General features: G+C 68.8%; 13 protein-coding genes. 6 read left to right on the forward strand and 7 right to left on the reverse strand.

Translation table 11 applies throughout. The features are described from left to right. Nucleotides 1-182 precede the first annotated feature (182 nt). From LR394_RS42810 to LR394_RS09745, 4 genes are all read left to right on the forward strand, one after another. Nucleotides 183-947, forward strand: a complete 765-nt coding sequence (locus LR394_RS42810) for an NUDIX domain-containing protein (protein WP_231440355.1) — start codon at nt 183-185, stop codon at nt 945-947. 91 nt (nt 948-1038) lie between these two features. Next, nucleotides 1039-2571: an IMP dehydrogenase gene (locus tag LR394_RS09735; RefSeq protein ID WP_407937011.1), complete on the forward strand. Its 1533-nt coding sequence runs from the start codon at nt 1039-1041 to the stop codon at nt 2569-2571. Between the two features lie 250 nt (nt 2572-2821). Beyond that, nucleotides 2822-3643, forward strand: coding sequence for a hypothetical protein (locus LR394_RS09740; RefSeq protein WP_231440357.1), 822 nt, complete (start codon nt 2822-2824; stop codon nt 3641-3643). Between the two features lie 96 nt (nt 3644-3739). Further along, nucleotides 3740-4960 (forward strand): MFS transporter, encoded by a 1221-nt coding sequence (locus LR394_RS09745; protein WP_231440358.1) that lies wholly within the window; start codon nt 3740-3742, stop codon nt 4958-4960. Here LR394_RS09745 and LR394_RS09750 read toward each other — a convergent pair. Continuing rightward, the gene (locus LR394_RS09750) at nt 4957-5304 is read right to left on the reverse strand and encodes an ArsR/SmtB family transcription factor (protein ID WP_231440359.1); all 348 of its coding nucleotides are present in this window, start codon (nt 5302-5304) and stop codon (nt 4957-4959) included. The genes LR394_RS09745 and LR394_RS09750 overlap by 4 nt on opposite strands. A gap of 180 nt (nt 5305-5484) precedes the next feature. Between LR394_RS09750 and LR394_RS09755 the strand changes: the two genes are divergently transcribed. Both LR394_RS09755 and LR394_RS09760 read left to right on the forward strand, forming a co-directional pair. Beyond that, nucleotides 5485-6132, forward strand: coding sequence for a J domain-containing protein (locus LR394_RS09755; RefSeq protein ID WP_231440360.1), 648 nt, complete (start codon nt 5485-5487; stop codon nt 6130-6132). Beyond that, nucleotides 6129-6971 (forward strand): 3-hydroxyacyl-CoA dehydrogenase family protein, encoded by an 843-nt coding sequence (locus LR394_RS09760; protein ID WP_231440361.1) that lies wholly within the window; start codon nt 6129-6131, stop codon nt 6969-6971. Before LR394_RS09755 ends, LR394_RS09760 begins: the two co-directional genes overlap by 4 nt. Before the next feature lie 49 nt (nt 6972-7020). Here LR394_RS09760 and LR394_RS09765 read toward each other — a convergent pair whose 3' ends face one another. The 6 genes from LR394_RS09765 to LR394_RS09790 form a co-directional block, all read right to left on the reverse strand. After that, on the reverse strand, nt 7021-8058 hold the full coding sequence (locus tag LR394_RS09765; RefSeq protein ID WP_231440362.1) for a glycoside hydrolase family 6 protein: 1038 nt from the start codon (nt 8056-8058) through the stop codon (nt 7021-7023). Between the two features lie 247 nt (nt 8059-8305). After that, nucleotides 8306-9160 (reverse strand): phosphogluconate dehydrogenase C-terminal domain-containing protein, encoded by an 855-nt coding sequence (locus LR394_RS09770; RefSeq protein ID WP_231440363.1) that lies wholly within the window; start codon nt 9158-9160, stop codon nt 8306-8308. Continuing rightward, nucleotides 9157-9963 carry a sugar phosphate isomerase/epimerase family protein gene (locus tag LR394_RS09775; protein WP_231440364.1) on the reverse strand — a complete coding sequence of 269 codons (807 nt, stop codon included), beginning with the start codon at nt 9961-9963 and terminating at the stop codon, nt 9157-9159. The genes LR394_RS09770 and LR394_RS09775 overlap by 4 nt, the downstream gene beginning before the upstream one ends. Then, nucleotides 9960-10733 (reverse strand): triose-phosphate isomerase family protein, encoded by a 774-nt coding sequence (locus LR394_RS09780; RefSeq protein WP_231440365.1) that lies wholly within the window; start codon nt 10731-10733, stop codon nt 9960-9962. Before LR394_RS09780 ends, LR394_RS09775 begins: the two co-directional genes overlap by 4 nt. Then, complete coding sequence (locus LR394_RS09785) at nt 10730-11191, reverse strand: ribose-5-phosphate isomerase (RefSeq protein WP_231440366.1); 462 nt, start codon at nt 11189-11191, stop codon at nt 10730-10732. The genes LR394_RS09780 and LR394_RS09785 overlap by 4 nt, the downstream gene beginning before the upstream one ends. A 5-nt stretch (nt 11192-11196) precedes the next feature. Beyond that, nucleotides 11197-12918, reverse strand: a complete 1722-nt coding sequence (locus LR394_RS09790; RefSeq protein WP_231440367.1) for a dihydroxyacetone kinase family protein — start codon at nt 12916-12918, stop codon at nt 11197-11199. Nucleotides 12919-12939: the final 21 nt, after the last annotated feature.

A 12939-nucleotide genomic window follows, 5' to 3' on the forward strand; every position in this document is an offset into this window, starting at 1 on the left:
GGACCGGCAGCCGGTCCGCACGAGCGACGCAGTCACGCACCAACGCACACGCTCCGCTTGCGACAGGACTGCCACCCTAACCCATCGTTTCGCCACCAGCCTCCGAACGGGTCTGGCACATCCTGGCAGCAGGCTGCTGCCAGGATGTGCTCCTTGAGTTCGCCGTGACGAGAGGGAGCTTCGTGCCGAAGGACGAGATCCGGTTCCTCGACGAGAGTTCCCCCGTTGTGTTCACCGAAGTACCCGAACCAGCCCTGGACCCCGACCATCGCGGCACTATGAATCGCTTGTGGCAGGAGTGGGTCGAGCGTAATCCACTGGTGTTCGACGGCGCGGCGGTCATGATCACCGCGATCACCGAACACGAAGGCGGGCCGATCGAGTTCGCCTGGGCCCGCACCACCTACCGGCGTCACCTCCTGCGCGACGTTCCGGCCGCGACTGCGCCGGCCTCGCTGTTCGTGGCCAATGCCCAACCAACCCCGGCCGGAGTTGCGCTGGGACGCATGGCCTCGTGGACGGCGTCCGGGGCGCAGTGGCTGTTTCCGGGCGGCACCATGGAGCCACCGGCTGAGGGACAGCCCTTGAGCGAAAAGCTCCTGCGCATCCATGCAGCCCGTGAACTCGCCGAAGAGACCGGAATCAGTACGGATCCCGCAGATCTACGGCGCTGGGCCCTCGTCCGCAATCCCAATGGCAACATCGGCTTCTTCTACAGCGCGCCCGCTCTGACCGAAGATACTGTCCGCCAGGTGTTTACTCGACACTTGGCCGGTCAGCAACAACGTGGCGAACCGGCAGAACTCACGCACCTGCACTTTGCCGCTGCCGCGCATGATCTGGACGCGTTGGACGCCCCGGTAGCCGAGACCGTACCTGCGCTGCTGGCCCGCTACAACGCCGTTGCGAACGCTGACCTCGACCGCGAGGGCTCTACCGATAGGTAGAGCCCTCGCTCGGCCGGTGGGCGCTGGTAGGTTCTGCGCATCCTTCTGACCATGGGTGAGTTCGTTCCATCCGGTTGTGTCATGGCTGCCGATGGTTCGGGCTCCACGTTCGACGGGGAGAACGCGCGTGCAGATCTTGTCCGAGATTTCGCGGACCTTCGGCGAGTACCTGCTCGTACCGAATCTGACTACGGCGAACTGCACGCCCGAGGCGGTGGATCTGTCCGCGCCGCTGACCCGCCACCCGGTCGGCGAGAGCGCGCAGATCCGGATTGCCATCCCGATGGTCTCCGCGGTGATGGAGGCGGTCTCGTCCCCTCGGCTGGCGATTGCGATCGCCCAGGCCGGTGGCTTGTCGTTCGTCCACCAGAATCAGCCGATCGCTCAGCAGGCCGAGATGGTTGCGGCGGTGAAGCGGAACAAGGCCGGGTTCCGGCACTCCGAGATCAACATCCGGCCCACCGCCACACTCGCCGAGGTCGCTGCCCTCCTGGAGCAGGCCGAGCGGGACATCGCCGTGGTCACCGACGACGGCAGTCCCACCGGTCGTTTCCTGGGACTGATCTCGCTGCGGGACTTCCATCCCCAGCGGCACGACCTGAACGCCGGCGTCGAGACCAGGATGCGGGCCAAGGCGGACCTTGTCGTTGCTCCGCCGACGATCTCGCTCTCAGAGGCCAACACCCTGCTGTGGGATCAACGCCTGGACGTTCTGCCGGTCGTGGACAATCAGGGACGCCTTGCCTCGGTCGTGTTGCGCCGCGACTACGAGCTGCACAAGCGTTTCCGGAACGAGTCGGTCGACGACGACAAGCGGTTCCGGGTCGGGGCCGGAGTCAATACGCGTGACTACCGCGACCGGATCCCGGCCCTGGTCGAGGCCGGCGCGGACATCCTGTGCCTGGACTCCTCCGACGGCTATTCCGTCTACCAGTCAGACGTTCTGGACTGGGTGCGCTCCACGTATGGGCAGAACGTGCGGATCGGTGCCGGAAACGTGGTGGACGGGCGCGGGTTCCGCTATCTGGCCGATGCCGGGGCCGATTTCGTCAAGATCGGTATCGGCGGTGGCTCGATCTGTATCACTCGTGATGCCAAGGGTATCGGCCGCGGGCAGGCGTCCGCCGTCCTGGACGTGGTGCGCGAACGAGACCGGTACGCAGGTGAAACCGGCGAATACGTGCCCCTGTGTTCCGACGGCGGAATCCTCCAGGACTCCCACATGGCCATCGCTCTGGCCTTCGGTGCCGACTTCCTCATGCTCGGGCGCTACTTCGCGCGCTTCGAGGAGTCGCCCTCCGCGCTCGTACGCGTCGACGACCAGTTCTTCAAGGAGTACTGGGGTGAAGGCAGCGCTCGCGCCCGCAACGCCGCCCGCTACGGGCAGGCCAGTGGCCTGCTGTTCGAGGAAGGTGTCGACGGCTACGTGCCCTACGCCGGGCGCCTCGACGAGAACGTGTCGGTCACCCTCGCCAAGATCAAAGCCACCATGGTCAGCTGCGGCTCGATCACCCTGCGCCAGTTCCACGACAGCGCCACCCTGGTCGAGGTCTCGCACCAGAGTTTCCTGCAGAACAGCCAGGACATCCGCCTGCGCGAGCGGCCCAGCGGCGGCCGGACGTGAACCGGCCCCCGGTGACCGGGACTTTGGGACGGCTGCGAGGTGGGGACTGGACGGGGCAAGCCCCTTGAGAAGGCTTCGTGAGGTGCCGATTCTGAGGCGTTGAAGGCCCTCGACAGAATGGCGTAGCCCCATGACCAGAGCGTCCCAGGCAGGCCCTACGTCGCACCGGCCCGCCGATGTGGCCGCCTGGCTTCGGAGTTCCCCCTCGCTCCCCTCGCTGCGGCAGGCTTTCCCGGAAGACTGGGAACTGGTGCAGCGCAAGGTCTCGGCTCTGGTCGCCGATGGGGACCACAAACGTCTCAAATCTTACTTGCAGGAGTTGAGCCGGCCCGCGCCGCGAATGCCGGACCACTCGAAGTCGCAGCGTGTCCGCGTGCAGGACGCGGTGCAACGACACATGTTGCTGGAGGCTGTCAAACAGGCCGCAACCGCACACGAGAGCGGCGTTTCGCAGGGAAAGCTCAGGCTGGGCAAGGTCAACGGGACGGTGCTGCAGCGTCTGTTGTTCGAGGAAGGTTTGCGCCGCCGGGCGGTTTCCTACCCATTGTTCCGGTTGGCCTGGCCGATGCTCTCGCAGCGGCAGCGCTTGATGCCCTTGGTGCGCGATCGTGGCCTTTACTGCTTCTATTCTGCTCCCCTGCTCGATGCGATCGCTCGGCTGGTGCACGGCCGCGCAGCTGTGGAGATCGCGGCCGGCGACGGCGCGCTGACCCGTCTGCTCAAGCGGCGGTTCGTCGATATCACCGCCACCGACGACTACAGCTGGGATTCGACGGTTGCGTTCGATCCGCTGGTGCAGCGCCAGGAGGCCACCGCGGCCCTGCGCGCCCGCAAGCCGGAGGTGGTGATTTGTTCATGGCCGCCGCCGCAGAACTCGTTCGAGGCGAAGGTGTTCACCACGGCTTCGGTGCAGACGTACATCGTGCTCACCGCGCGGGCCGAGTCGGAGGCTGGCAATTGGAGCGCCTACCGCAAGCAGAGCGCGTTCACGTGGGGCGAGGACCGCAAGCTGTCCAAGCTGGTACTGCCGCCCGGGAGTGGGCAGGTGCTGGTGTTTCAGCGCGCCACCTGAGCGTTCTCTTCGCCCGGCGGGCCCGTGACAGTACAGCCGCCATGCATTAATCTGCATATGAATGCAGATAGCGATTCGGTCGGACGGTGATCCGCGATGCTCGAGGTGCTGACGAACCGCGTCTTCGCAAAACTGTTCGCCGCTCAGGTGATCGCTCTGCTCGGAACCGGCCTGCTCACGGTCGCTCTGGGCCTGCTGGCGTACGACCTCGCGGGCGGTGACGCGGGCGTCGTGCTCGCTACCGCGCTGACGATCAAGATGCTCGCGTACGTGGGCATGGCGCCGGTGATGACTGCCCTGGCCGCCCGGGTCCCCCGCAAGGCGGTGCTGGTCACGGCCGACATGGTGCGGGCCGGGATGGCACTGAGCCTGCCGTTCGTGACCGAGGTGGGCCAGATCTACGCCCTGGTCTTTCTGCTGCAATCTGCTTCGGCCACCTTCACACCCACCTTCCAGGCCGTGATCCCCGACGTCCTGCCCGACGAAAGCCGCTATACCCGGGCACTTTCCCTCTCCCGGACGGCCTACGACCTCGAATCGCTGATCAGCCCGGTACTGGCGGCCGCTCTGCTCACGGTCATGCCCGGCAACAACCTCTTCGTCGGAACCGCCGCGGGCTTCGCCGCTTCGACCTTGCTGGTGCTGACCACGCGCCTGCCCACCAGCCGGACGGGCGATGGCGCACCGTTCAGCGAGCGGCTCACCCGCGGAGTAAGGGCGTTCGGGCGTACTCCGGAACTACGCAGCCTGGCGGCGATGAACCTGGTGGTGGCCACGTCGATCGCCATGGTCATCGTGAACAGCGTGGTACTGGTGCGCGGCGATCTGGGGAGGCCGGCCGGCGATGTGGCGGTGCTGCTGGCTTGTTATGGGGCCGGTTCGATGATCGTGGCGCTGCTCCTGCCGCGAGTGCTGGAGCGGCAGCCGGAGCACAGCGTCCTGCTGGCGGGGGCCGGGCTGGCGCCTGTGGCTCTGGCCGGAACGGCCCTGTGCCTGCGCGCCGAGCACTTCCCGGCCCTGCTGGCGAGCTGGTTCCTGCTGGGCGCGGCGGGTTCGCTGATCCTGACGCCCTCGTCGCGGCTGATCCGCCGAGCTTCGGACGAGCAGAACCGGACGGCCGTGTTCGCCGCTCAGTTCTCCCTGTCCCACGGGTGTTTCATGATCACGTACCCGCTGGCCGGCACCCTGGGCGCCACAATCGGGTTGTCTGCGACCGCCCTCGTCCTGTCCGGGATCGGGACGGTCGGCGCGATCGTGGCGTTCGTCGTCCGGAAACCGCGGGCCCAGGTCAAGCCTCAGCTGATCCGTGCACACTAGGAACGGTGGTGGCCGGGTACCCCGGGCCCGGCGTGCTCGGCGTTGTGCACCGCGTCGGTGATCAGCCGGGCCACGTGGTCGTTGTCCAACCGGTAGAAGATCGTGGTGCCCTCGCGGCGGGTCTTCACCAGGCGGGCCATCCGCAGCTTGGCCAGGTGCTGGGAGACCGAGGCGGGCGCCTTGGCCACCTGTGCGGCCAGGTCCCCCACCGACATCTCCTGGTGCAGCAGGGCCCACAGAATCCGGACGCGGGTGGCGTCGGCGAGCATCCGGAAGACCTCGACGGCCAGATCCACCTGATCCGGCGGCAGCTCGACGTCGTGCGTACCGTGCCCTGAACCCATGGGCAGAGCGTAACGCGGGTGCTCCGAACGGCTGAGCGCCTGCGGCGGCCTCTGCGCTGCGCGACGACGTTCCGAAGGCAGGCACCCCCGTTCGGCGGATTCGAGCGGACCCGGCCCGGCCGACACTACTGAATGTGACCACCCTTCAGGTTTTCATTCGTCCGGTGTAACGGAGTCGTCATGACCGCCGCCAACTTCTACAGCGTGCTGGGGGTAGCGCCCACGGCCGATCAAAGCAGCCTGCGCCGGCAGTACCGGCGGCTGGCCCGGGCGCTGCACCCGGATCACCTCACCGACCCGGTGCAGAAGATGCGCGCGGCCGCGGCCATGGTCAAGGTCACCGAGGCCTACTCGGCTCTGCACGATCCGCAGCGGCGGGCCCAGCACGACCGGGCCCTGCTCGCGCACCGCCCCACGGCCAAGGACGAGCACCGCCAGATCGTGGTCCGGGTCACCGGGGCGCTGGCCGGGGTGATGAGCCGCAACCCCGACCTGGGGTTTGACCAGTCCATGGTCACCCGCATCCTGCAAGGCGCCAGCGAGCACATCCCTGAGGCGCTGCAGATGGTGAAGGACAGCATCTCCGAGGCCGACGGCCGGGCCGAAGCGGCCGCCTTCATGGCGCTGGCCAAGGCGTTCACCTCGTACGGCGAACTGCTGCCGGAGGGCTGCAAGCCCGAGGCGGCCTACATCTTCCTGATCCGCAGCACCGCCTTCGAGTGCCTCAAAGACACCGTCTGGGCATCTCGGCTGACCTGGCCCGACCTTCCCCGAACCCGGCAAACCCTTGCAATCGGGCGGGAAACCGCCGAAGGTGAGGCAGCATGAGCCTGCCCCAGAAGGTCGCCGTCTTCGGAGGTGGCCGGATGGGTGCGGGCATCGCCCACGCCTTCCTGCTCTGCGGGACCGAGGTCACGGTGGTGGAGGTGTCCGCCCCGGCTGCGGCGGCGGCCGAGGCCCGGGTGGCCGGCTCACTCAAGCAGGCCGAGAGCCGAGGCAGACTCAGCGAACCGGCCAGACGCGTCCATGATCGGCTCGTCGTCACCACCGACCCGGCGGATCTGGCCGGAGCCGCCCTGGTGATCGAGGCAGTGCCGGAGGACGCCGGGCTGAAGGGCACTGTGCTCGCACTGGTCGAGGCCGCGGCGCCGGAAGCGGTTCTGGCGACGAACACCTCGAGCTTGTCGGTGGACGCTCTGGCCGCCGGTCTGGCCCGGCCGGAGCGGTTTCTCGGGTTGCATTTCTTCAACCCGGTGCCGGCCAGCGGGCTGGTGGAGATCGTGAACGGGGCGCGGACCGCACCGCAGGTGCTGGATCAGGCCCAGAAATGGGTGACGTCGCTGGGCAAGAACGCGATCACGGTCACCGACTCCCCTGGTTTCGCGAGCAGCCGGCTGGGTCTGGCGCTGGCTCTGGAGGCGATGCGGATGCTGGAGAGCGAAGTCGCCTCGGCCGAGGACATCGACACCGCAATGACTCTCGGCTACAAGCATCCGCTGGGGCCGCTGCGCACCACCGACGTGGTCGGGCTGGACGTGCGGCTGGCGATCGCCGAGCATCTGGCCGCAGAGCTCGGGCCGCGCTTCGAGCCGCCGGCCATCCTGCGCGAGAAGGTGGCGGCCGGCCAGCTCGGCCGCAAGAGCGGGCAGGGCTTCTACCGCTGGTGAGACGACCGTGGCGGGGAGCCGTGAAAGCTCCCCGCCACGGCCGCAACCCCTACTTCCCGAGGATCATGTCGTAGGCGATCTGCGGGTTGAAGGTGCCGGCCGGGCTGGTCGGCGCGTTGCCGCACTCACCGTCGGAGTTGCCCGCGGTCTTGATCCAGAGCCGGGTCTCCAGGCCGGTGCCGGCCGGGTCGGTGCTGCCCACCCGCGAGGTGACGCCGATCTTGCGGCCGGTCGGGTTGCACCACTTACCGTTCCAGCCGTTGCCGTTGCGGCTGGTGTCCATCATGTAGGGCTTCTTGGCCTTGCCCTTGGCCGCCAGCGCGTTGTTCACCGCGGTGCCGAACGCGGTCTCCTCGGCCTCGGTGTGGAAGTTGGAGACGTTCAGGGCGAAGCCGCGCACGTTGTCCACCCCGGCCTTGGACAGCCGGTCGGCGATGTCGGTGGCCTTGGCGTACTTCGAGTTGCCGGCGTCGATGTAGACCAGGGTGTTCGGCGCCTTGGTCTTGAACTGCTCGGTGGCGTACTTGATCAGGCTCTCGCGCTCGGTCTTCTGCGCGCTGGTCAGGCAGGAGTAGTCGGCCAGCGCGTCCGGCTCCAGCACCACCACGGCCGGGCGGGCCTTGATCGCCCCGGCGTAGTCCGAGATCCAGGTGCGGTACTTGGCCGCGCTGGTCTCGCCGCCACCCGAGTAGCCGCTGCAGGCGTCCCGGTTCGGGATGCTGTAGGCCACCAGGATCGGCACCTTGCCGGCCTTCTCGGCGCCGTCCACGTGCTCGCCGACGGACTTGCTGATGCTGGTGAACCAGTCCCCGAACCAGCGGGCCATCGGGTTCTTGGCCAGACCGTCCTGGATCGTCGGGGTCCGGCTGTCGTTCGGGTTGGCCTTGACGTACAGCGCCGACTGCGACTTCGGGTCGACGTAGAAACCCTTGCTCTGAGCCAGACTCAGGGTGTCGGCCGCTGCGGCAGTGCTGACCTTGGCCTTGCTGGGGGCCGGGGCGGCGGTGGACTGGGTGGCGACGAAGGTGGTGACGGCCACGGCGGCGACGGCCGATGCCGCCACCGCGGTCAGGGTTTTGCGCTTCATGGCTCTTTTGTAGCGATCCTGTGCGCCAGCAATGTCAAACGCCGCCTAAGCCAGACCCAAACGGAGGGGTTTTTCGACACCTCTGACCGGTTTTGTGGGCCCAAAGTCCCAGCCCCAGAGCCGCTTGCGATCCGGCCGTCACCGTCCGGCAGGACTCTCGCTTCTCGGCCGAGGAGCGCAAAACGCAAGGCGCTCCTTCTCCCCGCGGGGAGAAGGAGCGCCTGAGAACCGCCGGAGGGGTGACCGATCAGCGGTGGATGTGGTCCAGGTGCAGCATCTGCTTCAGGACGCTGTCCAGTTCCTTGTCGTCGAAGATCGACTTCCAGTCTTCCTTGATCAGCTTCTCGCGGCCGTAGTCCATCGCGACCAGGCAGGCGTCGGAGAACGGGTTGTCGCCGCGCAGGCCGTTGGCCAGCGCCACCTGCACGTGGCCCATCAGCATGGCGCGGGCGGCCGGCTCGGGCACGCCGACCTTGTTGACGGTCTCCATCAGGGCCTCGTTGAGCAGGTCACCGATCATGCAGGCGACGACCTCGACCAGGGTCGGCTCGAGGTAGGCGAGCTGCTTGACGGTCACCCAGTGCACGTCCAGGACGGGCGCGTACATGAGCTTGATGACCTCTTCGGCCTGCGCCTGCTTCTCGGCGTTGCCCGACTCGATCGCCGCGACAACGTCCTGCGGCGCGGCGATGCCGCCGAAGGTGTCGTCCAGCTCGGCCTGGGTCTTACGCTGCAGGAAGACCGACGGGTGGCACGGGTGGGCCACAACGTACTCGATGTCCTCGCGGACGTAGAGCAGGTTGGCGTAGGCGGCGGCCGGGTCGAGGGTCAGCACGACCGTGCCGGGACGCACCTGGGGCACGATCTCGGCGGAGACCGGGGCCAGGGCCACGTCGGGCACCGACAGGATGACGACGTCGGCCTCGGCGACCGCGGTGGCGGCCTCGGTCAGCTCACGGCCGGCCTCGGTGGTGCGCTGACGGCCGGCTTCGCCGTTCTCCACGTAGTAGACGGTGTGCTCGCTGCGCTGCAGGTTGTTGGACACCCGCATGCCCATCTTGCCGCCGGCGCCGATGACCGCGATGGTCAGCTTCTGGCTCATTTCGCGTAACTCCTCAGTGTTTCGACAACGCTTGCGGTCCAACGGTCTTCGAGGGCGCAGGTGGTGGCGCTGTCGCCCTGCCACGTGAGCCAGTGCTCGACGATCTGGTTGATCCCGCGTTCTTCCGGACGGACCGCCGCGACCATGCCGTGGTAGTCCAGCAGCCCTTCGCCCAGCGGGACGCTGGCCAGGGTGAACCCGACCCAGCCGTCCTTGCGGGAGAAGGAGAAGTCCTTGATGTGCATGTTCTTGACCAGCGGGGCGGTGCGGCGCACCGTCTCGGCCGGCAGTTCCAGGGCGGCCAGGCAGTTGGCCGGGTCCAGGCAGATGCCCAGGTTCGGCGAGTCCACCGCGGTGACCAGGTCGACCAGGGTCTGGACCGGCACCTGCTCGTAGGTCTCCAGGGCGATCGTCACGCCGGACGCCTCGTAGGCCTGCACCGCGGTGCGCAGGAACTGCTCGGCCTCGGCCGGGGTGGGCCGTGAGGTGGCCGAGTAGAACATGCTGCGCACCAGGGTCACGTCCAGCGCCTGGGCGATCTCCAGGTACCGGGCCAGGTGCTCGGGGGTCACGCCCCGGGTGCCGAGCTCGAAGCTGACGCCCTTCGCCGCGCCGTACGCCTTCAGCTCGGAAAGCTTTGCCGCGGTGTACGACTCGATCAGCGGGTAGTCGCAGATCTGCAGCAGCGTGACGCCCAGGGCGGCGGTCTTGTCGACCATCTGCTCCAGGGTGATCGGCTGCGGCGCGGTCTCGTGCCACTGCCAGAAGAACGAGTAGGTGCTCAGCCCGATCGTGCTGCTCACGCCGACACCTCCAGTGCCTCGTCGAGAACGGTCTTCAGCGCCTGCGGGTCGTGCGCGAACCGGCCCAGGAACAGGCCCTGCGCGGCCGGGGCGATCTTGCCCAGCAGGCCCGGGCCGGCGCTGCCGCCGTAGATCACCGAGCTGTCCGGGTAGCCGGCCCGCTTGTCCATCGACTCCCGCAACGCCGCGCAGACCGCCGAGATGTGCTCCGGTCCGGCCGGTTCCGCCGCCCCGATCGCCCAGATCGGCTCGTAGGCCACGACCACCCGGCCGCCGAGGGCCCGCCGCTCGCTCTGCCACAGTGCGCTGTCCAGCTGCCGCACGCACTCGGCCGCAGCCTCCTCGGCCGAGCCCGGCGTGGGCTCACCGATGCACAGCACCGGCACCAGGCCGTTGCGCAGCGCGGCCGCCGTCTTGGCCGCCACCACCTGCTCGTGCTCGCCGTACATCCGGCGGCGCTCGGCGTGGCCGACCTCGACGTAGAGAGCGCCGGCCTCGCGCAGCATCGGGCCGCCGACCTCACCGGTGTAGGCACCGGAGTCGGCCTCGGCCAGGTTCTGCGCGCCGACCGTGATCGGGGTACCGCGGAAGATGTCCCGCGCCCCCGGGATCGCCGGGAAGCCCGGGGCCACGAAAAGCCTGGCCTTGGAACCGGTCAGGACCGGGTGCGCCCCGACCAGCCCGGCTACGTCCTGGCACCAGCGCAGCGTCTGGTCGTAGCCCATGTACATCTTCAGGCTCACCCCGATGGTGAGACTCGTGGTGCTCACTTGGCCGAGGCGTCCTCGTAGGCGGTGATCCGGCTGACCTTGCCGGCCGAGGCCGAGGTCTCGTCGAACGTGTAGGTCAGCCACTCCTTGGCCAGGCGGCGGGCCAGCTCCAGGCCGACCACGCGCTGGCCGAAGGTCAGCACCTGGGCGTTGTTGCTCATGATCGAGCGCTCCACCGAGAAGCTGTCGTGCGCGGTGACGGCCCGGATGCCGGGGACCTTGTTGGCCGCGATGGCCACGCCCAGACCGGTGCCGCAGACCAGGATCGCGCGGTCGGCCTCGCCCTTGGCGATCAGCTCGGCGGCGGCGATCGCCACGTCCGGGTAGGGGTTGTCCGGGTCGTCGGCCACATCGACCACGGACTCGACCCGGTCGCTGGCCGACAGGTCGGCCTTGAGCGCCTCCTTGTAGTCGAATCCGGCGGAGTCCGCGCCGACGACGATGCGGAGCTTGCTCATCTGTGTCACCTTCCGGTTCGGGTGGAGCTGAGGGTGGTGTGGACGGCCCTGGCCACGAGGCTGAGAGAGACGGCCCCGGCATCAGGGGTGCCGAGGCTGCGCTCGGCGTGGGTGCGGGCCCGGCCGGTGCGCGGGATCAGGTCGGCGGTGCCGGTGGCGGCCTTCTCGCCGGCGGCAGCGGCAGCGCCCCAGGCGGTGAGGCCGTCCGAGCCCTCACCGACCGCGGCCCGGTAGGCCTCGTCCAGCGGGATCAGCACGTCGACCAGGGTCTTGTCGCCGAGCTGGGCGCCACCGGTCTCGGTGATCGCGTTGCGGGCGGCATGCACGGCCTCGGCCAGGGTTTCGGCGTTGGGGATGTCGATGTCGCCCAGCCGCTGACCCACCCGGCGCAGGGCCAGGCCCCACAGCGCACCGGAAGTACCACCGGCCCGGTCGGCCCAGGCGTCGGCGGCGGCGGTCAGCACCGAGCCGGCGCCGGCACCCGCGTCGTAGGCGGCGTGCCCGGCCTGGGCCGCAGCCTTGATCCCGCGCTGCATGCCGATGCCGTGGTCACCGTCACCGGCGATCGCGTCGATCCGGCCGAGCTCGTCCACGTTGGCATCGATGGTCGCCTCGACCACGTCGAGCAACTCGACCAGGACCGCGGCCGTGGCGCGCGAATCGTCCGTGGTCGGAGCAATGTCCTCGAAGGCGTCCGCGGCCAGCACCACCCGGCGCTCACCGGTGGCCGCCACCGACCCCCGGCGGAAGGCCGGGGAGTCGGCGGGGTCGAGCCACAGCTCTTCGAGCTCGGAGTCCAGCCAGGTCAGGGTCAGCGAGACGCCGGCCATGTCGAAGCTGGTGCACAGCTCGCCGACCTCGGGGCCGACGACGGTGACGCCGGCGGCCTCGAGCAGCTTGCTGATCTTGCGGTAGGTCACGAACAGTTCTTCGTGCTTGACCGTGCCCAGGCCGTTGAGCAGCACCGCGGCCCGCTTCCCGGCGCCCTCGGGCAGCTCGGCGAGCAGCCGCTCGACCAGCAGCTGAGCCAACTGGTCGGCGGTGGGCAGGTCGACCTCGTCGAGGCCGGGCTCACCGTGGATGCCCAGCCCGATCGCCATCTTGCCCTCGGGCACGGTGAACAGCGGCTCGGAGGCACCGGGCAGGGTGCATCCGGAGAACGCCACGCCGATGCTGCGGGTGCGGTCGTTGGCCCGCTGGGCCAGGTCGGTGACCTGGTCCAGCGAGAGACCGCGGGAGGCAGCCGCGCCGGCGATCTTGAAGACCACCAGGTCGCCGGCGATACCCCGGCGCTTGGTGATCTCCTCGACCGAGGCGCTGCAGATGTCGTCGGTGACCCGGACGGTGCGGACCTGGATCCCGTTGTCCCGGAGGCGTTCCTGCGCAGCGTCGAAGTTCAGGCAGTCGCCGGCGTAGTTGCCGTAGCTCAGCAGGACGCCCCCGCCGCGCTCGACGTTCTTGCTGACGCTGACCACCTGCTGGGTGCTGGGCGAGGCGAAGACGTTGCCGAGCACCGCCCCGTCCGCCAGCCCCGGCCCGACCAGACCGGCGAAGGCCGGGTAGTGACCCGAGCCGCCGCCGATCACCACGGCCACCTGCCCGTTCGGGGCCTCGGTGGCGCGGGCCACTCCGCCGGGCACGGCCACCACGCGATCGGCGTGGGCGGCGACGAAGCCCTCGGTCATCTCGTCGGCGAAGGCCGCCGGATCGTTGACCAAGCGAGTCATTGCAGTTTCCTCCGGGGGGTT

It is taken from the genome of Kineosporia babensis, from assembly GCF_021129305.1.
Taxonomy (GTDB): Bacteria; Actinomycetota; Actinomycetes; order Actinomycetales; family Kineosporiaceae; genus Kineosporia; species Kineosporia babensis.

Excerpts from the sequence above, each read along its gene's own strand:
- LR394_RS09745 (WP_231440358.1), top strand. The coding sequence starts at position 3,740 with ATGCTCGAGGTGCTGACGAACCGCGTCTTCGCAAAACTGTTCGCCGCT.
- LR394_RS09790 (WP_231440367.1), bottom strand. The coding sequence starts at position 12,918 with ATGACTCGCTTGGTCAACGATCCGGCGGCCTTCGCCGACGAGATGACC.
- LR394_RS09785 (WP_231440366.1), bottom strand. The coding sequence starts at position 11,191 with ATGAGCAAGCTCCGCATCGTCGTCGGCGCGGACTCCGCCGGATTCGAC.
- LR394_RS09755 (WP_231440360.1), top strand. The coding sequence starts at position 5,485 with ATGACCGCCGCCAACTTCTACAGCGTGCTGGGGGTAGCGCCCACGGCC.
- LR394_RS09760 (WP_231440361.1), top strand. The coding sequence starts at position 6,129 with ATGAGCCTGCCCCAGAAGGTCGCCGTCTTCGGAGGTGGCCGGATGGGT.
- LR394_RS09750 (WP_231440359.1), bottom strand. The coding sequence starts at position 5,304 with ATGGGTTCAGGGCACGGTACGCACGACGTCGAGCTGCCGCCGGATCAG.
- LR394_RS09765 (WP_231440362.1), bottom strand. The coding sequence starts at position 8,058 with ATGAAGCGCAAAACCCTGACCGCGGTGGCGGCATCGGCCGTCGCCGCC.
- LR394_RS09735 (WP_407937011.1), top strand. The coding sequence starts at position 1,039 with ATGGTTCGGGCTCCACGTTCGACGGGGAGAACGCGCGTGCAGATCTTG.
- LR394_RS09770 (WP_231440363.1), bottom strand. The coding sequence starts at position 9,160 with ATGAGCCAGAAGCTGACCATCGCGGTCATCGGCGCCGGCGGCAAGATG.